The organism is Pseudocitrobacter sp. 2023LY-00077 (genome assembly GCF_055796175.1).
The window spans coordinates 70,782-89,799 of record NZ_JBSPEI010000004.1; the positions used below are offsets into that span (position 1 = coordinate 70,782).

Here is a 19,018-nt window from a genome sequence, read left to right on the forward strand (position 1 = left end):
CGGGATATAGTAAGCGGCAAAATGATTCTCTGCGAGTGCTTTTATTCGTAGTGCAATGTTGAATTTATGTATGCAAAATGTATGGTATGTGTAACCCGTACATTTGCTCCATACTGTGTGATTAATAAACAAAATAATGAAAGGAACGGATTGTGGCGGGAAGTAGTTTATTAACCTTACTGGATGATATTGCCACGCTGCTGGATGACATCTCCATGATGGGCAAGCTGGCGGCGAAAAAGACGGCGGGCGTGCTGGGCGATGATTTGTCGCTGAATGCGCAGCAGGTTTCCGGAGTGCGCGCGAATCGTGAACTTCCGGTGGTCTGGAGCGTGGCAAAGGGGTCGCTGCTCAATAAAGTGATCCTCGTGCCGTTGGCCCTGTTGATCAGCGCGTTTATCCCCTGGGCGGTGACTCCGTTGTTAATGATAGGTGGGGCGTTCCTGTGCTTTGAAGGGGTCGAGAAAGTGGTGCATACGCTGCATGCGCGTAAGCACAAAGAGGATGATGCTGCGCGTCAGCAGCGATTAGACGCCATCGCCAATCAGGACCCGATGGTGTATGAACGCGATAAAGTGAAAGGCGCAATCCGTACCGATTTTATTCTCTCCGCTGAAATCGTCGCGATTACCCTTGGTATCGTGGCAGAAGCCCCGCTACTGAACCAGGTTTTGATTCTGTCAGGTATCGCCGTGTTGGTCACCGTCGGCGTTTACGGGCTGGTGGGCATCATCGTTAAACTGGACGATATGGGCTACTGGCTGGCGGAGAAAAAGAGCGCACTGGCACAAGGCGTCGGGAAAGGTTTACTTTTTGTTGCACCATGGTTGATGAAAATATTATCCGTGGTCGGTACGCTGGCGATGTTTTTGGTTGGCGGCGGGATTGTGGTCCACGGCGTTGCGCCGTTGCATCACGCGATTGAAGGCTTTGCCGCGCAGCAGGGAGCCGTTGTCGCGATGTTACTACCGACGATTGCGAATCTGGTGCTCGGTTTTATTATCGGCGCTGTCGTGGTGGCGGTCGTGAATGGCGTCAGTCGCCTTCGTCAGCGTGAAGGCTAAAAAGTGCGCACCGATTACGCAAACCCGCTGGCGATCGACTAATGTGAAACTGTTTCACCCTGATACCGGAGGCAACTATGGTCTTTTTGGTCAGTGATGAAGTTCGGTCTAAAAATGGTGGTCAGCGCATGGTCGTGACGGGTTATGCCAGTGGGATGGTTGAATGTCGCTGGTATGACGGTTTTGGCGTCAAGCGTGAGGCCTTCCGTGAAGATGAGCTTCTGCCCGGCGGCGATCGCGCGCAGGAGAAAGCCTAGCCAAAACGCCCGGCATGGGTCGGGCGTTTTTGACTCAGTGCCTCGATTGTTGTACATCATGAATTCAAAGCTGTTTTTCCGTTCAGGAGTGAGTACGTTGTCTCTTCATCAGGAGTTTTGCCGGGAGCCTTTGTGCATCCCGTAGCCCCCGAAAAATCCCCCGGTTGGTTGAGAAAGCTTAGCCAGCACTCCCGACCCGGTAGAGTGGTAAACCTCTGCTTTTGCGTTGTTCTGCTGTTTTCAACGATTCTGACGTGGCGTGAAACGGTGGTACTGGAGGAGGCTTATATCTCCAGCCAGCGCAATAATCTGGAAAACGTCGCCCGTGAGATGGACGGGCAGCTGCAATTCAACGTCGATCGCCTGCTTTTTTTTCGTCATGGTATGCAAGCCGCGCTGCAGGCGCCGCTGGCGTTTGAAGTTTTGCGTAATGCGGAAGCGGAATTCTCCCGCAAACGCCATGAGCCAGACTGGCATATCGCGCTGGAAAACCGCCGTACTCTACCGCTAAATGGCGTGTCGGATGCCTTTGTCGAGCAGTCTGAGCTCTTATCTCGTGATAATCCGCTGGTGACTAACGAATTCACCGCTACGCTCGAATTGGGTTATCTGCTGCGACTGTCAACCATTACCAAAAACCATCTCTCGCGCTTTTCACCGCGTATGCTGTATGTATCGCGGGCCGGATTTTTCCTGAGCAGCGAGCCGGTAACCCGCAACATCACCGAGCAGTTTTATGAGCAGGTGACCAGCCCGTGGTTCCAACAGCAGTCTGAACGTTTGAACCCGGGGCGCGGTGTACGCTGGTACACTTCATTCTCCAGCGATAAACAGCATGAAGCGCAGATGGTCACGGCATCGGTGCCGCTGAATTATCAGCACTACTGGTTTGGCGTGCTGGCGGCACAGCTTTCGGTCAGAGAAATGGGCGATTTTTTACTGCGCGCCGTTGAGGGCGAAACCGAAGGGGAGTACCAGCTTTACGATAGCAGGATGAACCTCATTGCCTCGTCCGACCCTCGCGTTACGCCACTCACGCAGGAAGTGCAGGCCCAGCTTGCTCGCGCCTATGAAGATAATAATCGCGGTAGTCTTCGCGAAATGACGCGCTATATCAGTTGGGAAAAGCTGCGTAATTTTGACGGTGTTCTGCTGCGCATTCATAGCCTGGAAGAGGGGCTAAAAGGCGATTTCGGGCGTATCAGCATCGCGCTTACCCTGCTGTGGGTGCTGTTCACCGGGATGCTGATTCTCTCGTGGATGGTTATTCGCCAAATGGTGAGCAATATGTCCACATTGCAGGAGTCCCTGCAATGGCGCGCCTGGTACGATGCACTGACGCGTTTATACAACCGTGGCGCATTGTTCGAACGTGCGGCAACGGCATCGGCACAGTGTCGGCAGGCTGGAAAACCGCTGGCGGTTCTGCAACTCGATCTCGATCATTTTAAATCGATTAACGATCGCTATGGCCATCAGGCTGGCGACCGCGTGCTGGCACATATCGCCCGTTTAATTGCTAATAAAATACGCGAAGGGGATATTGCCGGGCGTGTGGGTGGAGAGGAGTTCTGCGTTGTTCTGCCGAACGCCACGCTCGCTCAGGCGCGCGAGATAGCGGAGCGGATACGCGAGTGTATTAACCGCCGTGAGATACTGGTGTCGAAAGGGCAAACCATCCGCGTAAGCGCGTCCGTTGGGGTTTCAGCCAGCGACGATGAGCAGGAACGTTATGATTTTGCCTATCTGCAATCCGTGGCCGATCGCCGCCTCTATCTGGCGAAAGAGGCCGGACGTAATCAGGTGCGCGCCGAAGATTAATTACCCAGGAAGTGGCTGAGGCCCTCGTCCCAGCCACTCGGGCCACGCAGTTGTGTATGATAGACCCGCTGCGGGTCGTCATTTTTTAAATGAATGCCTTCCCGGCTCAGGCTTTTCACCACCACGGCGTAATCGGTGCTATTCAGCAGGTCCGCATCGTTAGGGCCGTCACCTAAACCAAGGGAAAGGCGACTGTGACCTTCCCGTTGTAGCATTCTGCGGCGCAGGAAACTGACCGCCTGTGCCTTACCGCTTTGCTCATCCAGCACGTGCCAGAAACGCGCCCCCTGAATAAAACGCAGCCCAAGCTGATGTAACGTCGCGGAAAATGCGGCCATGCGTTCATCGGTATCGCGCCAGATAAGCGTCTCAGAAGCCTCCTGAAGGCGTGCCAGCGCCGCATGTTTGTCATTCAGACCAGACCACTCGCTGAGCACCTGCGCGTCGACATCGGAAATCGCGGTAAACTTATAGCCTTCCCGTTCGCGAAGATGGTGCAGGACACCAAGAATATCTGCATGTGTCGCCCCGCAAATGATGCGTGGCCAGGACTCGTCATCCTGCCATTTTGCATCAAGCTGGATAACTGCCCCGTTCTCAGCAATAAACGCGCGGCCTTCCAGGCCAATCTCTTTCTGAATAAGCATCATTTCTGCGGCAGTTTTACTGCTACACAGGACAACCGGCACATCCCGCTGTTTAAGACGCATCAGCCAGGAGGCGGCCGGCTGCCAGTCATAAGTGTGGTTATCCAGCAGCGTGCCATCCAAATCAGTGAAGATAACCAGCGGTTGTTGCCGATCAAACATAAGGTCTCCTTATGTACTCTTTTGCTATTAAGAAAAATCTCAAAATAATAAAACGATATAATTGAGATAAAACTGATGACAACCCGCGTCGGATGCTGGGCCGGCCGTAGTACACCGATGCATTGTCTGTGAATGGATTGTTCTGTCTGGTGAATAAATCTTGTCATTGGATATAAACGCAGATAATGTTTCATCCACATCAGATTTCCTGGTGTAACGAATTTTTCGATGACTTCTTGCAGATGCAAGTTTGATCCCGACTCCTCAAGCGTCGGGATTTTTTTATCCCCATCTTCAGCGATTCACTTCGTTCACGCTAAAGTCGTGAATATCCAGCTCAAACGCTTCAGCCAGTTCTCGCCAGGTATGGTATTCGCGGCCATCAACGCTCACATGATAGGGATCGTCAGCGGCACGATGGATTTCGCTTTCGCTGATTTCATTGATTGCTGCCAGCAGCGCATCAACGTTGACGCCGTGGGTCGCTTTGGCATTGTTCATCATCAGTACCTCTTACAGCCCGTGCAATAATAAGTATACCCGGCATTTATCAATGTGCTCATTTTATGAGCGGATGAGTAATTGATGAAGAAAGCAGCAGTTATGCAGTAAGGCGCTGTCAGCGGGGGAGTTTTGTTCTACACTGGGCAGAAACGTTGAGGAGATTGCGTATGCAGGTAAACGATCGTGTCACGGTCAAAACGGATGGCGGCCCGCGTCGATCGGGCGTGGTACTGGCGATTGAGCAGTTCAGTGAAGGAACAATGTATCTGGTCTCGCTGGAAGATTATCCGCTCGGTATTTGGTTTTTCAATGAACATGGCCACCCGGACGGTATTTTCGTCGAGAAAGTAGACTGAATCGGGGTAAAATTGACTGGCGGTGTTATCCGCCAGTAAGTCGCCATTAACGCATATTCACGTAAATGCCGGAGGTGACATTTTCAGCAAGACGCACAACGTGATAGATCACTTGCTTATTATGCGTTTTAATTTTCCTCTTGATATTACCCTTATGTGACGATACCGTCTTGGCCTTAATATTCATTTGATCCGATATCTGAATCGTTCCCTGTCCCGACATCCACATCCGTAACATGCTCGATTCCGTTCGACTTAACGATAATGTCGACATGTTGATCTGTTTTACATTGTCAGTTTCTTTTTTCAGATAATTCCCTAAAATATCGTCCAGGGTTTCTGGTTTGATCGATTTGGAGCTAATTAACAGATTACTCCTAACCAGTAAATATTCATCAAAATGGATATTTGCAATCGCCATAAAAACGATAAACAGCGTTCTGGGGTGTTGATTAATGATTTGTTTAATGTGCTGACTGCTCTGTGCATCGTGGATAAAACAGTCTTCATTAATGAACACCACAGACGGGCGGCGGGTGCTACACAATGCCGCAAGTCCGTCAACGTCGCTGACGTTATCAATATCGCGCTTCTTAACCCCTCGACTCGTCAAGTACCCTATCAATCCTAGCCGGGTGTAACTGCATAGATCCATAATAATCGTTGACATGGCATACCCTCACTCAATGCGTAACGATAATTAACCCTCTTGCCTGAACACTTCATAACTGCCTGAGCAAATTATTAAAACTAAGAACCAAGCGAAGACGATCAGGCGGCCTAAACTATCCCGTAAAGTTACGTATAATTTGCCAGGAATCTTCTCAAAGTAAAGTAAATGTTATGTTATGTGAGTAGGGTAAAAACAAATAATCCGCGCCAGATATATCCTGGTTGATGTTTTATAAATTCCCTTTTAGGAATTTCCTTACAATAACGGGAGCGGATTTATGGAGAATTGACCTGGGGTAACTTGCTGATAATATCCGCTAAAAGATCGAATATTTCGCTAAATAAATGTTCGCAAAAAGGCGCAATAAGTGGCATTAACGCTGCCATTAATAATATCCCTACAGTTAATGTGACTGGGAAACCGATCACAAATACGGACAATTGCGGCGCCATACGATTAAGCATACCTAATGCAAGGTTAACGGTGAGCAGCAGCGTAATGACCGGCAGTGCCAGCATCAGGCCATTGAGGAAAATGAGTCCGCCAGCCCGCGAAAGGGCCAGAAAGGCGTTGCTGTTAAGAGGTTCACCGCCAATGGGCAAGGTGTGAAAAGTATCGACCAGCAGCGAAATCAGCCATAAATGGCCGTTAAAAACCAAAAACAGCAGCATGGCGAGCATATCCATAATTCGCGCCAGTACGGGCATATTCAGGTTGCTGCCAGGATCGACAAAGGTCGCAAACGACAACCCCATTTGCAGGCCGATAATCTCCCCGGCGGTACGCACGGCGGCAAAGGCGAATTGCATGGTAAACCCCAGCGCAATGCCAATCAGGATTTGCTGAAGCGCCAGCCAAAGGGCGTTAGGCGAAAAAAGCGGAACATCCGGTACCGGAATGGCGGGGGCGATAACCACGGTTATCACCAGCCCGAGCCCCAGTTTGACGCGTTTAGGTACGGTGCGTTCGCTTAATATCGGGGCTGTAGTAATCAGCGCCAGCACGCGCAGCAGCGGCCAGAAATAGAGGCTTATCCAGTGGACCCACTGGTCGCTGGTGATATTGAGCATCAGGATTAGCCGATGATATACGGGATGTTATTGAACAAGGTGCGTACGTAATCAAGTAGCAGATTGAGCATCCACGGCCCGGCGACCACGATAGCGATAAACACGGCGATGATTTTAGGAATGAATGAGAGCGTCATTTCGTTAATCTGCGTCGCCGCCTGCAAAATACTGATAACCAGCCCCGTAATCAGCGCCACCAGCAGCAGCGGCGCAGCCAGCGCCAGTGCGACTTTCATCGCTTCGGTGCCCATCATCATCACGGATTCAGGTGTCATGGCGGGTTCCTGTTAACTGTAAAAACTTTGCGCCAGCGAACCCACCAGCAGTTGCCAGCCGTCGACAAGCACGAACAGCATCAGCTTAAACGGCAGGGCGATCGTGGCGGGCGGTACCATCATCATCCCCAGCGCCATTAACACGCTGGCGATCACCAGATCGATAATCAGGAAGGGAATAAAAATGGTGAAGCCAATCTGGAAGGCGGTTTTCAGCTCGCTGGTCACGTAAGCAGGCAGCAGAATGCGCAGCGGCACCGCTTCCGGGCCTTCAATGGGCGCACTGTTCGCCAGACGCGCAAACAGCGCCAAATCGGCTTCACGCGTCTGACGCAGCATAAACTCGCGCAGCGGCTGTGAACCTTTATCCATCGCTTCCTGCAACGAAATTTTGTCTTCGCTGAAAGGCTGATAGGCGTCGGTGTAAATCTTATCGATGACCGGCGACATAATAAAAAAGGTCAGAAACAGCGCCAGCCCCAACAGCACCTGATTCGGTGGCGCAGAGGGGGTGCCCAGCGCGTTGCGCAGCAGACCGAAGACGATAATGATGCGTGTAAAACTGGTCATCATCAGCAAAATGGCCGGGATAAACGTCAGCGAGGTGATAAACACCAGCGTCTGAACCGGTAGCGACCAGCTTTGACCGCCGCCCGGTAATGGCTGGCTGACCAGCCCCGGCAACTGCGCAAAGGCAGCAGGCGAGAGCAACAACAGCGTGGAGATGAGGACAACGAAAATGCGGCGCATCAGGATCTCCCGGAACGCTTGAGAACATTTTTCATCAATGACGAAAAATCGGCGGTAGCAGGCTGCGTCGTGTGAGTATCCGCTGGCGCGGGCGGCAGCGTGTGCAGCAGGGTGACCTGATTGGCGGTGACGCCCAGCACCAGTCGCGCATCTTCCACGTTCACCACCACCACGCGTTCGCGTTGGCCTAACGAGGCGCTGGCGCTGACTTTCAGACCCTGCATACCTCGCACGTGAGTGCCGCCGAGGCCAAAACGTTTGGCAATCCATGCCCCGGCGAGGATCAGCAAAATAATACCGAGCAGTGCGCCGCTCACCTGAATCAGCGGTGAGGCATCGGGCGCAGACGCGTGCGTGACGGTGGCATGGGTCGGGCTTTTCATGATTAGCGGCTCAGGCGACGCATGCGCTCGGACGGCGTAATGATGTCGGTGATGCGCACGCCATATTTGTCCGCCACTACCACCACTTCGCCCTGGGCAATCAGATAGCCGTTAATCAGGATATCCAGCGGTTCGCCTGCCAGGCCATCCAATGCCACCACGGAACCCTGCGTCAGACGTAGCAATTCTTTGATAGTCATGCGGGTGCGGCCCAGTTCAACGGTCAGCTTGACCGGGATATCCATAATCAAATCGATATCCTGCAACGTACCGCTGACGTCGCCGCCGCCCAGTTGCTGGAACACGGCATCGGCCGCACTTTTGCTGCTGGTGGATTGTTGTTCATTCAACGCTTCAGCCCACAGATCGTCCATTGCGCCGGTATTCTCGTCGGACGGGTTATTCATATCACTCATTTGGGCTGTTCCTCATTCAACGAATTCAAAATCGGGTTAATCAGGTGTTCGACGCGCAAAGCATATTGTCCTTTCACCGTACCGTACTGGCTGGTCAGCACCGGCACGCCATCGACGTGCGCGATAATGCGGTCAGGTTTCTCAATTGGCAGCACATCTCCGGGTTTTAGCTTCAGGATCTGCGACAGTCGCAGTGAAATGTCGGCAAAGTTTGCCACCAGCTCCAGTTCGGAGTGTTGCACCTGGCGCACCAGATTTTCGCGCCAGTTTTGATCTTCACTGCGCGAGTTTTCCAGCGGCGGATTTACCAGCAGTTCACGCAGCGGTTCGATCATGCTGAACGGCAGGCAGATATTGAATTCGCCGGTCAGGTTGCCGATTTCAACGTGGAAGGGCGTGTTGACCACAATGTCGTTGGGCGAGGTGGTGATATTGGTGAATTTAACCTGCATCTCGGAGCGCACATACTCAACTTCCAGCGGGTTAATCGCTTTCCACGCGTCGCGGTAGCCTTCGAGCGCCAGCTTCAGCATGCGGTTAATGACGCGCTGTTCCGTATGGGTAAACTCGCGGCCTTCAACCTTGGTTGGGAAACGACCGTCGCCGCCGAACAGGTTATCCACGGCGATAAACACCAGGCTCGGCGAGAACACGAACAGCCCGGTGCCGCGTAGCGGTTTCAGGTGGATCAGATTCAGGTTGGTCGGCACGGGAAGATTGCGCGCAAATTCATGATACGGCTGGATTTTAATCGCCCCGACCGTAATATCCGGGCTGCGACGCAGCAGGTTAAACAGCCCCATGCGGAACTGACGCGCAAAGCGTTCGTTGATGATCTCCAGCGCCTGCAAACGCTCGCGCACCACACGACGCTGGGTGTTGGGATCGTAAGGGCGAATGTCGTTTTCGCCCGCCACGCCTGCCTGCGGCTCATCGCGATTATCGCTGTCGCCGTTGAGCAGGGCGTCGATTTCGGCCTGTGAAAGAATGCTATCGCCCATGAGGTTATCGCAGAATAAAGGCGGTGTAGAGAACGTCAGTCACGTCCTGCTGCGGATGACCGGCAATAAGCGGCGTGTTCAACGTCTCTTTAATGGCGGCGGCCAGTTTTTGCTTCCCGGCATCGGTCGCCAGCTGCGTGGCGTCCTGACGAGAAAGCAGCAGTAAAAGACGACTGCGCACTTCCGGCAGATATTCATTCAGACGTGCGCGCGTCGCTTCATCTTTCAGACGCAACGTAATGCCGAGATAAAGCACGCGATCCGCATCGCCAAGATTCACCGTAAAGGTATCCAGCGCGAAAAAGACCGGCGCGGCAGGGGGCGGCGTCTCGGTTTTGCTTGCCGTGGCGCTGTGCTGCTGCATCCGCCAGTAGCTGTAACCGGCGGTCGCCACGGCGGCGAGCGTCACGAGGATCAGCAGCGGCAGCCAAATGGCGCGTTTGCGGTTTTTGGTGATAGCGGTGTCGGTCATCTGATGCGGTCTTCCTGTTGCATATACTGCTTATCGTGTGATTATCCCGACTCCCGCGCGGGTCAAAGCGTGGAAAAGACGGGAATAATCACGCTACCTCTGGCGTTTAGGCAAAAATGTCGACTCTGCCATCGCCGCGAGCGGTGGATTGCAACGCAGCAGGGGCGATCAACGTATCATCCTCGTCATCCCCGGATGCCGCGCCGCGCCAGGCCGACTGCTGGCCCGAAGCGTGTTGTTGCTGCTGCTGCCCGGCAAAACTCTCGCTGCTGATATTGCTTTGTCCAAGCTGAATGCCGTTATCGGCAAGTTGTGCGCGAAGCACTGGTAACGCGGCTTCCAGCGCGGCGCGCACGTGGCTGTGTGGCGACACCATTTGAATCTGCGCCTGGTTATCGTCGAGCTTAAGCGAGATATGCACCTGACCGAGATCTTCCGGGTGCAGACGCAGTTCCGCTGTCTGCTGCCCCTGACGTGTGAACAGGGTGATGTGCTGACTGACGCTCTGCTGCCAGTCCGGCGAACCGAGTGGAGCCTGTACGGTTGGGGCCGGTAATGCAGGCGTAGTTTGTGCGGCGACACTGACCAACCCGGAGAACGTTGCCGTTGGGGCCGCTGCGGTTGGCGTGCTGTCGGCTTCTGCTTTCAGGGCAATTGGCGCCAACTGCGGCGAGCTTTGTGCGGCGGCGGGCAGTTCACTGCTGGCGAGTGGCTGCGCGGTATCGTTGCTGGTGGCGTGCTGAGCAAAAGATTTATCACCGCCGCGTTCTGAGACACCGTTCAGGATGGGCATGTTAGTGCCTGCGGTGACCGTCGTTGGTTGTGCAGGTTGCACCGTTGGCAGCATGGCCATCAGCGCGCTCATCCCGGCAAGCGATGCGTCGCTAACGGTTTCGTCGTCATCACTATTCTCCTGCGGTTTGGTGCTCTGAACATCGCTTTTCAGATGCGAGGCCAATTGGCTGAGCAGCGTCTGCGTATCCGTTGTCGTACCGTCCGGCAGTTCGACCGGGATCTTTGCCGTCTCCTGCTGTAACAGCCACTCGGTAATGGAGGTTTTTGCCGTGGTTTTTGCGTCCGCCGGCTCCTGAGAAAGGGCGGCGGTCAGGCTTTTCAGCGGTTTGCTATTGTCACTCCCCAGCGCATCGCTGAGCAGGCTGAGAAAATCCGCCTCGCCGCCCGCCTGCGTGGAAATACCCGGCGTGCCGCTCTCGACGTCCGGGGCTAAAAGCGTGAGCAGGTTAATCATTGCGATTCCTCAAGGTGGCGCGCTGGGCGAATTCATCCATCTTTTTCTGGTCGAGGCGGTTCTCCGCCAGCAGCGTGGCGCTGGCCTGGCGCTCCTGCAACGTCTCCCACGCCTGAAGACGCTGTTTTTTCTCGCGCCAGAAGGTCAGCGCTTGCTCAACTTTATTATTCCATTGCAGCAACTGCTGGCGATGTTGTTCAATCGCGCTTTCCAGCGTCTGAATAAACTGCTGATAGTTTTGCCAGCGCAGGCTGGCAATCCCCTGAATCATGTCGCTGTTGAGGTTGTTTTGATATTCGAGCTGGTAATCCATCAGCATCTGCAATTGTTCTTCTACTTTCTGAAAACCACGACGCATCTCGCCGAGCTTGAGCGCGGCGGTATCCACCTCGTTTTCCGCCAGCTCTTTGAGCGTGGCCAATGCACCTTGTTGCGCCATCTTGCGGTACCTCCTGCTTCATCAGGTTGACGGGAAAATTCGCTCAAGCCCCTGAAGAGAACTCTCCCAGTCGGCTTTTTCCAGAATGCCCTGCTGCAAAAATGCTTCCAGTTGTGGCCACAGGGCGATGGCGCGATCCAGCATCGGGTCGCTGCCTTTGGCGTAAGCGCCAACGCTCACCAGATCGCGGTTACGCTGGAAGCTGGAAAGCAGCTGTTTGAAATGACGTACGCGGGCGTAGTGCGGCTCGCTGATAAGCGCGGTCATGGCGCGACTGATCGAGGCTTCAATATCGATGGCAGGGTAGTGCCCGGCCTCCGCCAGCCTGCGCGATAACACAATATGCCCGTCGAGAATGGCACGCGCCGAATCGGCGATGGGGTCCTGCTGATCGTCGCCTTCGGTCAGCACCGTATAAAATGCGGTCACTGAACCGCCACCGCTGATGCCGTTCCCGGCGCGTTCAACCAGCGCGGGCAGTTTGGCAAAAACGGAAGGCGGATAGCCTTTGGTGGCGGGCGGCTCGCCAATCGCCAGGGCAATTTCGCGCTGCGCCATCGCGTAGCGGGTGAGGGAGTCCATAATTAGCAGCACGTGCAGGCCGCGATCGCGGAAATCTTCCGCCACGCGGGTGGCATAGGCCGCGCCCTGCATACGCAGCAGCGGCGACACATCCGCTGGAGCGGCGATCACCACCGAGCGGGCCCGGCCTTCGCTACCGAGAATGTTCTCGATAAAATCTTTCACTTCGCGTCCGCGCTCGCCAATCAGGCCAACCACAATCACATCCGCCTGGGTGTAGCGCGCCATCATCCCCAGCAGCACGCTTTTACCAACGCCGGAACCGGCAAACAGCCCCATACGCTGCCCGCGACCGACGGTGAGCAGGGCGTTGATGGGCCGCACGCCGGTATCCAGCACATGTTCAATCGGCGTGCGCTGGAGCGGGTTAAACGGGGGGGTAATGAGCGCACCGGTTTCGGTGGTCTCCGGCGCGGGCAGGCCATCGAGCGGTTTGCCGCTGCCGTCAAGCACGCGCCCCAGCAGCGCAGGGCCGAGCGGTAATTGTTTGCCGCTTTGTAACCCGTCGCCGGAGGCATTACGCGCATAGACACGCGCGCCGGGCAAAATGCCTTCCACTTCTTCCAGCGGCATCAGAAACAGGCGCTGACCGTTGAAGCCCACCACTTCGCTTTCCACTTCCTGCGTTTCTGCGCCAAGCTGACGTTCAATAATACAGGTCGCGCCAAGCGGCAGTTGCAGACCGGTGGCTTCCAGCACCAGCCCGGTTGCGCGGGTCAGGCGTCCATAGCGACGTACGGCGGGAAGCTGGGCGATGCGCGCTTCGACGTTATCCAGCGTTGTCAGCCAGCGAGTGAGACGCGCGGTCATCAGCAGGCTCCCGGCGCGGCAAGACGGCAGAGTTCCTGCCAGCGGGTGGCGACGCTTGCATCAAGATCACCTTCATCGGCGCTGACTTTACAGCCGCCAGGATGTAACGTCGGATCGCCTCGCAGCCGCCAGCCGTGCAGGCTTAAGGTGGCACCCAGCACCGCGTCTACGCGAGGAAGATCGTCAGGGTTTACGCGCAGCTGCGGTTTGCCGCTAAACAACGGTTCCTGTTGCAGTAACGCCTGAATCTGTTTAATCAACGCAGAACTGTCGATGGACGTGGTCTCGCCGATGATTTGCCGGGCGGCTTCCAGCGCCATCTGCATCAAACGTGAGGCGATAACGCTATCCATCGCATCCAGCGTATGCTGGAACTCGCTGACCAGTTGCTGCATGCGGGCATGGAGCGGGGCTTGCTCTTGTTGCGCCTGCATCTGGCCTTGTTCAAGCCCTTGCGCCAGACCGTCCTGATACCCCTGCTGCTGCCCGGCGGCGCGGCCTTCCTGCAACCCCGCCTGATAGCCCTGTTCATGGGCCTGTATCTGAATTTGCGCCAGTTGCTGCTGTCGCAACGCCTCTTCGGAAAGCGTCACCGTTTCCGCGTCGGGTTCCTGCTCAGGGATGAATATCTCGTCCTCTGAGGGCGGGGCGAGATCGTCCGGCTGCCAGACTTTCCACGGCGTGGTATCAGACATAGGTGTCGTCTCCGCTGCCAATCACCATCTCGCCGGTTTCCGCCAGACGACGCACAATCAGCAGAATCGCTTTCTGCTCGTTCTCCACCTGCGACAGACGTACAGGGCCACGGTTGGCGAGATCGTCGCGCAGAATATCGGCGGCACGCTGAGACATATTGCGCAGGAACTTCTCGCGCAGCGGTGGTTCTGCGCCTTTGAGGGCGATGAGTAACGATTCGGAGTCCACTTCCTGCAACAGGCGCTGGATGCTGCGATCGTCCACCTCGACCAGGTTTTCGAACAGGAACATCTCGTCGATAATTTTCTGCGCCAGCTCGCCGTCGAATTCACGCACGGCGGTGATAACTGCTTCTTCCTGCTGGGTTTTCATCAGGTTAATAATTTCAGCCGCCGTTCTTACGCCGCCCATTTTGCTGCGCTTAAGATTCTGACCATCAAGCAGACCGTTGAGCACTTCAGTCAGCTCCGCCAGCGCAGCAGGCTGTACGCCGCCGAAGGTGGCGATACGCAGCATCACATCGTGGCGCAGGCGCTCGTCGAACAGCGCCAGAATATCGGCGGCCTGCGCGCGCTTGAGGTGGACCAGGATGGTGGCGATGATTTGCGGATGCTCGTCGCGAATAATATCGGCGGCGCTCTGCGGCTCCATAAAGTTGAGCGTCTCGATGCCGCTGGCGGTTTCGCGGGTCTCGAGAATGTCCTCCAGCAGGCTGGCGGCACGCTCTTCGCCCAGCGCTTTCACCAGCACCGAGCGCAGATATTCGTTGGCGTTGACGCTCAGCGCGGCGTACTGCTCGGCTTCCTGCTCAAACTCCGCCAGCACTTCGGTAAGCTGTTTATTGGAGATCTGCTTCACATTGGCCATCGCGGTACTCAGCTGCTGCACTTCGCGCGCCGACAGGTGCTTAAACACCTCGGCGGCGCGATCTTCACCAATGGTCATCAGCAGAATGACGCTCTTATCTACACCGCTTAATTTACTCATGATCGTTATTCATCCACTGGCGGATGACCAGCGCGACAACGCGCGGATCGTTATCAGACATATCGCGAATACGCTGGCTCATGACTTCCGCCCCCATTCGCTGGTTGGCGCGACGCTGCTGGAGTTGCTCATCTTTACTGAGATGCACTTCCACCGCGTCCTGCGTTTCCTGGACAACGCGCGCTTGCTCGGCGGCGACCTGCGTCTCCTGCTGACGGCGCAGTAACTGTGGACGCACGGCCTTGCGCCACAGCAGCCAGGCGACTAACAGCACCAGTAACCAGCGGCCCAGCGACATCAACTGATCGATAAACGACTGCTGTTGCCAGAATGGCAGTTCACCGCCGGTTTCTTCCGACTGGGTGAACGGTGAGTTGACCACATTGAGGGTATCGCCGCGCTGGCTGGAAAAGCCCATCGCTTCGCGGGTGAGATCGTCAATTTGCTTCATTTGCTCGGCGCTGAGCGCCTGGGTTTTGCCATCCGCCAGCGCGCGATAGTTCACCACCACCGCCACGGAAAGACGCTGGATGTCGCCCACGTTGCGTTTGGTATGGCGAATGGTGCGATCCACTTCGTAGTTACTGGTTTCGTTACGCTGTGTGTTTCGCGGCCCGCCGCTGCTCTGGGTGCTGGTGGTGCGGGTCGTGTTATTGACGGGCGGTGTCGCAATCGGCGCTGACGGCGCGGGCGCAGGGGAGTTTGACAGCGCGCCTGGCACGCCACCCGGGTACGGGCTGCCGATTTGCTCGCTCTCGTTCACCTGACGTGAACGCAGCACGGCCTGGCTGGCGTCGCCGTTCGGGCGATACTGCTCTTCGGTTTGCTCTTTATTATCAAAATCGATCTGCGCGGTGACCTGCGCGTGTACGTTACTGTTGCCCACGATGGGCCCCAGAATGGCTTCGATGCGGCGTTGCACGCGGCTCTCAACGTCGGCGGCGTATTTCAGCTGCGCGTCGTTCAGATCACGGGCATTGGTATTGGATTGCGTGAGCAGATGCCCGCTTTGATCGACCAGCGTAACGTTGCCTGGCGGCAGCCCGGCGACGGAACTGGAGACCAGATGCACCACCGCGGAAATTTGCCCTTCGTCGAGCGCGCGACCCGGTTCAAGATTGACGGTCACGGAGGCAGAAGGGGATTTTTGTTCGTGCACGAACAGCGACGGTTTGGGCATCGCTAAATGGACGCGGGCGCTCTTCACCGGCCCCAGGGTTTCGATGGTGCGCGACAGCTCGCCCTCAAGCGCCCGCTGATAGTTCACCTGCTCGCTGAACTGGCTGATGCCGAACTTCTCTTGATCGAGCAATTCAAAACCGACCGCGCCGCCTTTTGGCAAACCGGCCTGCGCCAGACGCAGGCGAAGTTCATGCACTTTATCCGCAGGAACTTCGATTGCGCCGCCGTTATCCGCGAAGCGGTAGGGGACGTTCATCTGCGTTAACTGGCTGACAATGGCGCCGCCGTCCTGATCGGAAAGGTTGCTAAACAGCGTGCGGTAGTCCGGGCTTTTCGCCCACAGCACCAGCGCAACAACGATAGCCACCGCGGCAGCGCTGGCCACCATCAACGGAATTTTCGGGTTTGCGCGCAGGCGACTGACCCACTCCAGCGTTTTAGTTTGCGGCGTAGTCGTGGCGTTCGCGCTCATTGCGCACCTCGTAAATCCTGAAAGATGGCGTTAAATGTGTACAAAAACAAAGCAGACTCCCGGGCGACGAACACAAAATGACAGCGCTGCCATTATTTGCTGTCGCGGGATTTTCTATGGTCCAAATAACCCGTTTTTTTGCCGCTAATTAACGCCTTTATCTTATTGACAAGATGCTAATCTCTGCTCCATTAACATGTTCAGGGGTGGGTTATGGCAATTCAGGGTATTGAGGGCGTGCTGTCACAGTTACAAATGACGGCCAATGTGGCGCGGAATCAGCAGGTTGATACGCAGTCAACCGTGAGCTTCGCCGGGCAACTGAGCGCCGCTCTGGATCGCATCAGCGATACGCAAAACGCCGCACGCACCCAGGCGGAGAACTTTACCCTTGGCGTACCGGGCGTGGCGCTGAATGATGTTATGACCGATCTGCAAAAATCATCCGTGTCGTTACAGATGGGCATTCAGGTGAGGAATAAAATGGTGAGTGCGTATCAGGAAGTGATGGGCATGCAGGTGTAATTGATGGGTGAGTGCTCGCGGGGTCCCCTCACCCTAACCCTCTCCCACAGGGAGAGGGAACCGATCGAGCACGTTGCTGAATTTCCTGCGTTTTTCACCCTCTCCCTGTGGGAGAGGGCCGGGGTGAGGGGCTAAACCCACTCACTTCTGAATCAAATAGCGAATCGTTGGCCCATCCTGCTGAATATCCAGCACGGTGTAGCCGTAGTTGCGGGCGTCCAGCGGAATGTTATTGATCGACTGCGGGCAGTCGCTGACCACTTCCAGAATTTCGCCTTTTTTCAGCTGCGGCATCGCTTCAAGCGTGGCGACTGCCGGGTACGGGCACGGCTCGCCGACCATATCCAGACGGTAATCAGGCACGATATCTTTCATGCTATCTCCTTCGCCGTGACAACGGCAGACTGATTCTTGCGTTTAAAGAAGTGTTTTTCCCAGCCGATGATCAGCATCAGCGCCGCAAACAACAGAAGGTAAGTCACCAGCAGGCCGCCCGTCGGGCCGAAGGTATTGAGCAGGTTGACTTTATCCCAGTTGGTTGCCAGTGCCGGGGAAATATCATCCCAGTAGTAGGCCAGAATAGTTGAACCGATGACGTTGCCAATGCCCACCCACCAGAAATGTACCTGACCTTCCACCGCGCGATACATCCAGCCGGTTTCGCAACCACCTGCCAGCACAATACCAAAGCCGAACAGCAAACCGCCGATCACTGCATTCGGGCCCGCCCACATGATTTTGGCTTCTGCTCCCAGTTGAACATAACCGAAAATACCGATAGCGCTGGCCGCCATACCGAAGATAATCGCTTTCGCCATATGCGTGCGCCCGGTGATCCACATATCGCGGAAGGCCGAGGTAAAGCAGATTTGCGCGCGTTCAATCAGCAGGCCAAAACCGACGCCGAACAGCATCGCGAGGCCGAGTTTGGGTTTATCGATGGCGGTAAACAGCCCCCAGCCAACGATGCCGATAAACACCAGCATGCCCAGACGGAAGCGGCGACGCGCCTGATCCGGTTTTTGCGTTAACGGCGATGCGGCAGAGACTTTCTGCATTTTTACCGGAATGCGGAACAGCGGCAGCAGGGTGAAGCGCGCGCCGAACCAGGAACCGATCGCGGTTGCCACGGCGAAGAACCAGGCGTGCAGCGAGAACTGAGGGATCCCGGTGAAGAATGCCGCCAGATTACAGCCCATCGCCAGACGCGCGCCGAAACCGGCAATCGCGCCGCCGATGATGGCCTGCAGGATACGCACGCGGCTGCGTGGCATGCGCAGTTTGACGTTATTGGCCCACAGCGCGGCGGCAAAGCAGCCCCCGAACATGCCGATAATCATCATGCCGTCGATGCGGGTCAGCGGGGTGCCGTCGAGGTGAATGAGTTTGTAGTATCCCCACTCTTCAGCGTGAACGCCTGCCAGTTGCAGCAGTTGTCCACCCCAGCGGGTGAATTCGCCAGTCACCGCCCAGAAGGTGCCGGTAATGCCAAAATAATAGGTGGAGAGAATACCGGCAGCGATAACCGCCGGGGCAGGGGCCCAGAATTTGATCAGGTACGCCTGTTTGAAGTGTTGCCAGGTCATGGTGCTAGCCTCTGAACTCAGAAGGATCGAAAGAGCGGGAATTCTACGCTGCTCTATTCATCTGGCGAATGCTTTTTGCGTAAAACCTCGAACAGATCAATTTCAGACAACGGGCGTGAAAGGGTGGCGGGCTTAAGGCTATAATGTCACAATATTTTTTTCTCCGTGTGCAGGATGAATCATGAAAAAATTAGCAATGGTTGCCGCGCTGATGATGCTGGCAGGCTGCGTGCAGGTCGAGAACTATAAAGACGTGGTGAAAGCGCCCGCGCCAGAAGGGCTGGTTGGTTACTGGCAAACGAAAGGGCCGCAGCGTTCGCTGGTCAGCCCGGAAGCCATCGGCAGTTTAATCGTCACCCGCGATGGCGATACGCTGGATTGCCGTCAGTGGCAGCGTACGATTGCCGTGCCGGGCAAACTGATGCTGCGTGGGGATGAGCTGTATAACGTGACCGAAAAACGTGATGTCTATTCCGTCGATCGCGAAAACGGGACGCTGGACTATGATGGCATGACGTTACAACGCGTCGATCGCCCAACCATCGATTGTATCGCCGCGCTGGAGAAAAAACCGCTGGCGAGCGCGTTACCGACAGAGCTGCCAGCCACGCAGCCGGAAACGCAATCCAGCAGCGTGCC

23 protein-coding genes and 1 pseudogene are annotated in these 19,018 nt (G+C 55.6%); 6 read left to right on the forward strand and 18 right to left on the reverse strand.

All coding sequences use genetic code 11. The annotated features are described in order from the left end of the window. The first annotated feature begins 152 nt into the window (after window positions 1-152). The 3 genes from ACWWFX_RS06635 to dgcQ all read left to right on the forward strand — a co-directional run bounded on the left by ACWWFX_RS06635 (window position 153) and on the right by dgcQ (window position 3,142). Window positions 153-1,064: a DUF808 family protein gene (locus ACWWFX_RS06635; protein WP_473223455.1), complete on the forward strand. Its 912-nt coding sequence runs from the start codon at window positions 153-155 to the stop codon at window positions 1,062-1,064. A 77-nt stretch (window positions 1,065-1,141) separates the two neighbouring features. Continuing rightward, on the forward strand, window positions 1,142-1,321 hold the full coding sequence (locus tag ACWWFX_RS06640; protein ID WP_473223456.1) for a YodC family protein: 180 nt from the start codon (window positions 1,142-1,144) through the stop codon (window positions 1,319-1,321). Between the two features lie 132 nt (window positions 1,322-1,453). Further along, window positions 1,454-3,142 carry a cellulose biosynthesis regulator diguanylate cyclase DgcQ gene (dgcQ, locus tag ACWWFX_RS06645; protein ID WP_276220384.1) on the forward strand — a complete coding sequence of 563 codons (1,689 nt, stop codon included), beginning with the start codon at window positions 1,454-1,456 and terminating at the stop codon, window positions 3,140-3,142. On the opposite strand, the gene ACWWFX_RS06650 is transcribed toward dgcQ, so the two are convergent. Both ACWWFX_RS06650 and ACWWFX_RS06655 read right to left on the reverse strand, forming a co-directional pair. Next, a complete protein-coding gene (locus ACWWFX_RS06650) occupies window positions 3,139-3,951 on the reverse strand; it encodes a mannosyl-3-phosphoglycerate phosphatase-related protein (RefSeq protein WP_473223457.1) in 813 nt (270 codons plus the stop codon). The two genes, dgcQ and ACWWFX_RS06650, sit on opposite strands and share 4 nt — an antisense overlap. A gap of 294 nt (window positions 3,952-4,245) precedes the next feature. Next, entirely contained in the window at window positions 4,246-4,455 is a 210-nt protein-coding gene (locus tag ACWWFX_RS06655; protein WP_015963934.1) for a YodD family protein, read from the reverse strand. Between the two features lie 167 nt (window positions 4,456-4,622). Here ACWWFX_RS06655 and dsrB point away from each other — a divergent pair, with 167 nt between their 5' ends. Next, window positions 4,623-4,811 carry a protein DsrB gene (dsrB, locus tag ACWWFX_RS06660; protein WP_015963935.1) on the forward strand — a complete coding sequence of 63 codons (189 nt, stop codon included), beginning with the start codon at window positions 4,623-4,625 and terminating at the stop codon, window positions 4,809-4,811. 46 nt (window positions 4,812-4,857) lie between these two features. Here the strand turns inward: dsrB and rcsA are convergent, their stop codons facing one another. From rcsA to fliF, 14 genes are all read right to left on the reverse strand, one after another. Continuing rightward, the gene (gene rcsA, locus ACWWFX_RS06665; RefSeq protein WP_276220382.1) at window positions 4,858-5,481 is read right to left on the reverse strand and encodes a transcriptional regulator RcsA; all 624 of its coding nucleotides are present in this window, start codon (window positions 5,479-5,481) and stop codon (window positions 4,858-4,860) included. 278 nt (window positions 5,482-5,759) lie between these two features. Then, window positions 5,760-6,554, reverse strand: a complete 795-nt coding sequence (gene fliR / locus ACWWFX_RS06670; RefSeq protein WP_473223458.1) for a flagellar biosynthetic protein FliR — start codon at window positions 6,552-6,554, stop codon at window positions 5,760-5,762. A 5-nt stretch (window positions 6,555-6,559) separates the two neighbouring features. Continuing rightward, window positions 6,560-6,829, reverse strand: a complete 270-nt coding sequence (gene fliQ / locus ACWWFX_RS06675) for a flagellar biosynthesis protein FliQ (protein ID WP_007371488.1) — start codon at window positions 6,827-6,829, stop codon at window positions 6,560-6,562. 12 nt (window positions 6,830-6,841) lie between these two features. After that, window positions 6,842-7,579, reverse strand: coding sequence for a flagellar type III secretion system pore protein FliP (fliP, locus tag ACWWFX_RS06680; protein WP_276220380.1), 738 nt, complete (start codon window positions 7,577-7,579; stop codon window positions 6,842-6,844). Then, window positions 7,579-7,962: a flagellar biosynthetic protein FliO gene (gene fliO / locus ACWWFX_RS06685; protein WP_473223459.1), complete on the reverse strand. Its 384-nt coding sequence runs from the start codon at window positions 7,960-7,962 to the stop codon at window positions 7,579-7,581. The genes fliP and fliO overlap by 1 nt, the downstream gene beginning before the upstream one ends. 2 nt (window positions 7,963-7,964) lie before the next feature. Further along, window positions 7,965-8,378 carry a flagellar motor switch protein FliN gene (fliN, locus tag ACWWFX_RS06690; protein WP_149462261.1) on the reverse strand — a complete coding sequence of 138 codons (414 nt, stop codon included), beginning with the start codon at window positions 8,376-8,378 and terminating at the stop codon, window positions 7,965-7,967. Then, entirely contained in the window at window positions 8,375-9,379 is a 1,005-nt protein-coding gene (gene fliM / locus ACWWFX_RS06695) for a flagellar motor switch protein FliM (RefSeq protein ID WP_276220378.1), read from the reverse strand. Before fliM ends, fliN begins: the two co-directional genes overlap by 4 nt. 4 nt (window positions 9,380-9,383) lie before the next feature. Beyond that, window positions 9,384-9,851: a flagellar basal body-associated protein FliL gene (gene fliL, locus ACWWFX_RS06700; RefSeq protein ID WP_473223460.1), complete on the reverse strand. Its 468-nt coding sequence runs from the start codon at window positions 9,849-9,851 to the stop codon at window positions 9,384-9,386. A 106-nt stretch (window positions 9,852-9,957) separates the two neighbouring features. Further along, window positions 9,958-11,100: a flagellar hook-length control protein FliK gene (locus ACWWFX_RS06705; protein ID WP_473223461.1), complete on the reverse strand. Its 1,143-nt coding sequence runs from the start codon at window positions 11,098-11,100 to the stop codon at window positions 9,958-9,960. Then, window positions 11,093-11,539 (reverse strand): flagellar export protein FliJ, encoded by a 447-nt coding sequence (gene fliJ, locus ACWWFX_RS06710; protein WP_473223462.1) that lies wholly within the window; start codon window positions 11,537-11,539, stop codon window positions 11,093-11,095. Before fliJ ends, ACWWFX_RS06705 begins: the two co-directional genes overlap by 8 nt. 21 nt (window positions 11,540-11,560) lie before the next feature. Then, complete coding sequence (fliI, locus tag ACWWFX_RS06715) at window positions 11,561-12,931, reverse strand: flagellar protein export ATPase FliI (RefSeq protein ID WP_276220374.1); 1,371 nt, start codon at window positions 12,929-12,931, stop codon at window positions 11,561-11,563. Further along, window positions 12,931-13,626, reverse strand: a complete 696-nt coding sequence (fliH, locus tag ACWWFX_RS06720) for a flagellar assembly protein FliH (protein ID WP_456145877.1) — start codon at window positions 13,624-13,626, stop codon at window positions 12,931-12,933. Before fliH ends, fliI begins: the two co-directional genes overlap by 1 nt. Beyond that, complete coding sequence (gene fliG / locus ACWWFX_RS06725) at window positions 13,619-14,614, reverse strand: flagellar motor switch protein FliG (protein ID WP_015963948.1); 996 nt, start codon at window positions 14,612-14,614, stop codon at window positions 13,619-13,621. The genes fliH and fliG overlap by 8 nt, the downstream gene beginning before the upstream one ends. Then, window positions 14,607-16,268 carry a flagellar basal-body MS-ring/collar protein FliF gene (gene fliF, locus ACWWFX_RS06730; protein WP_473223463.1) on the reverse strand — a complete coding sequence of 554 codons (1,662 nt, stop codon included), beginning with the start codon at window positions 16,266-16,268 and terminating at the stop codon, window positions 14,607-14,609. The genes fliG and fliF overlap by 8 nt, the downstream gene beginning before the upstream one ends. Window positions 16,269-16,481: 213 nt before the next feature. Between fliF and fliE the strand changes: the two genes are divergently transcribed. Continuing rightward, complete coding sequence (gene fliE / locus ACWWFX_RS06735) at window positions 16,482-16,793, forward strand: flagellar hook-basal body complex protein FliE (protein WP_015963950.1); 312 nt, start codon at window positions 16,482-16,484, stop codon at window positions 16,791-16,793. 141 nt (window positions 16,794-16,934) lie between these two features. On the opposite strand, the gene yedF is transcribed toward fliE, so the two are convergent. Next, the gene (yedF, locus tag ACWWFX_RS06740; protein ID WP_108475236.1) at window positions 16,935-17,168 is read right to left on the reverse strand and encodes a sulfurtransferase-like selenium metabolism protein YedF; all 234 of its coding nucleotides are present in this window, start codon (window positions 17,166-17,168) and stop codon (window positions 16,935-16,937) included. Next, window positions 17,165-18,379 carry a selenium metabolism membrane protein YedE/FdhT gene (gene yedE / locus ACWWFX_RS06745; protein ID WP_149462201.1) on the reverse strand — a complete coding sequence of 405 codons (1,215 nt, stop codon included), beginning with the start codon at window positions 18,377-18,379 and terminating at the stop codon, window positions 17,165-17,167. Before yedE ends, yedF begins: the two co-directional genes overlap by 4 nt. Before the next feature lie 181 nt (window positions 18,380-18,560). Here yedE and yedD point away from each other — a divergent pair. Further along, window positions 18,561-18,971: pseudogene (gene yedD, locus ACWWFX_RS06750) on the forward strand (lipoprotein YedD); the annotation flags it as partial. Between the last annotated feature and the right edge of the window lie 47 nt (window positions 18,972-19,018).

Excerpts from the sequence above, each read along its gene's own strand:
- ACWWFX_RS06640 (WP_473223456.1), top strand. The coding sequence starts at position 1,142 with ATGGTCTTTTTGGTCAGTGATGAAGTTCGGTCTAAAAATGGTGGTCAG.
- ACWWFX_RS06650 (WP_473223457.1), bottom strand. The coding sequence starts at position 3,951 with ATGTTTGATCGGCAACAACCGCTGGTTATCTTCACTGATTTGGATGGC.
- ACWWFX_RS06655 (WP_015963934.1), bottom strand. The coding sequence starts at position 4,455 with ATGATGAACAATGCCAAAGCGACCCACGGCGTCAACGTTGATGCGCTG.
- dsrB (WP_015963935.1), top strand. The coding sequence starts at position 4,623 with ATGCAGGTAAACGATCGTGTCACGGTCAAAACGGATGGCGGCCCGCGT.
- rcsA (WP_276220382.1), bottom strand. The coding sequence starts at position 5,481 with ATGTCAACGATTATTATGGATCTATGCAGTTACACCCGGCTAGGATTG.
- fliR (WP_473223458.1), bottom strand. The coding sequence starts at position 6,554 with ATGCTCAATATCACCAGCGACCAGTGGGTCCACTGGATAAGCCTCTAT.
- fliQ (WP_007371488.1), bottom strand. The coding sequence starts at position 6,829 with ATGACACCTGAATCCGTGATGATGATGGGCACCGAAGCGATGAAAGTC.
- fliP (WP_276220380.1), bottom strand. The coding sequence starts at position 7,579 with ATGCGCCGCATTTTCGTTGTCCTCATCTCCACGCTGTTGTTGCTCTCG.
- fliO (WP_473223459.1), bottom strand. The coding sequence starts at position 7,962 with ATGAAAAGCCCGACCCATGCCACCGTCACGCACGCGTCTGCGCCCGAT.
- fliN (WP_149462261.1), bottom strand. The coding sequence starts at position 8,378 with ATGAGTGATATGAATAACCCGTCCGACGAGAATACCGGCGCAATGGAC.
- fliM (WP_276220378.1), bottom strand. The coding sequence starts at position 9,379 with ATGGGCGATAGCATTCTTTCACAGGCCGAAATCGACGCCCTGCTCAAC.
- fliL (WP_473223460.1), bottom strand. The coding sequence starts at position 9,851 with ATGACCGACACCGCTATCACCAAAAACCGCAAACGCGCCATTTGGCTG.
- ACWWFX_RS06705 (WP_473223461.1), bottom strand. The coding sequence starts at position 11,100 with ATGATTAACCTGCTCACGCTTTTAGCCCCGGACGTCGAGAGCGGCACG.
- fliJ (WP_473223462.1), bottom strand. The coding sequence starts at position 11,539 with ATGGCGCAACAAGGTGCATTGGCCACGCTCAAAGAGCTGGCGGAAAAC.
- fliI (WP_276220374.1), bottom strand. The coding sequence starts at position 12,931 with ATGACCGCGCGTCTCACTCGCTGGCTGACAACGCTGGATAACGTCGAA.
- fliH (WP_456145877.1), bottom strand. The coding sequence starts at position 13,626 with ATGTCTGATACCACGCCGTGGAAAGTCTGGCAGCCGGACGATCTCGCC.
- fliG (WP_015963948.1), bottom strand. The coding sequence starts at position 14,614 with ATGAGTAAATTAAGCGGTGTAGATAAGAGCGTCATTCTGCTGATGACC.
- fliF (WP_473223463.1), bottom strand. The coding sequence starts at position 16,268 with ATGAGCGCGAACGCCACGACTACGCCGCAAACTAAAACGCTGGAGTGG.
- fliE (WP_015963950.1), top strand. The coding sequence starts at position 16,482 with ATGGCAATTCAGGGTATTGAGGGCGTGCTGTCACAGTTACAAATGACG.
- yedF (WP_108475236.1), bottom strand. The coding sequence starts at position 17,168 with ATGAAAGATATCGTGCCTGATTACCGTCTGGATATGGTCGGCGAGCCG.
- yedE (WP_149462201.1), bottom strand. The coding sequence starts at position 18,379 with ATGACCTGGCAACACTTCAAACAGGCGTACCTGATCAAATTCTGGGCC.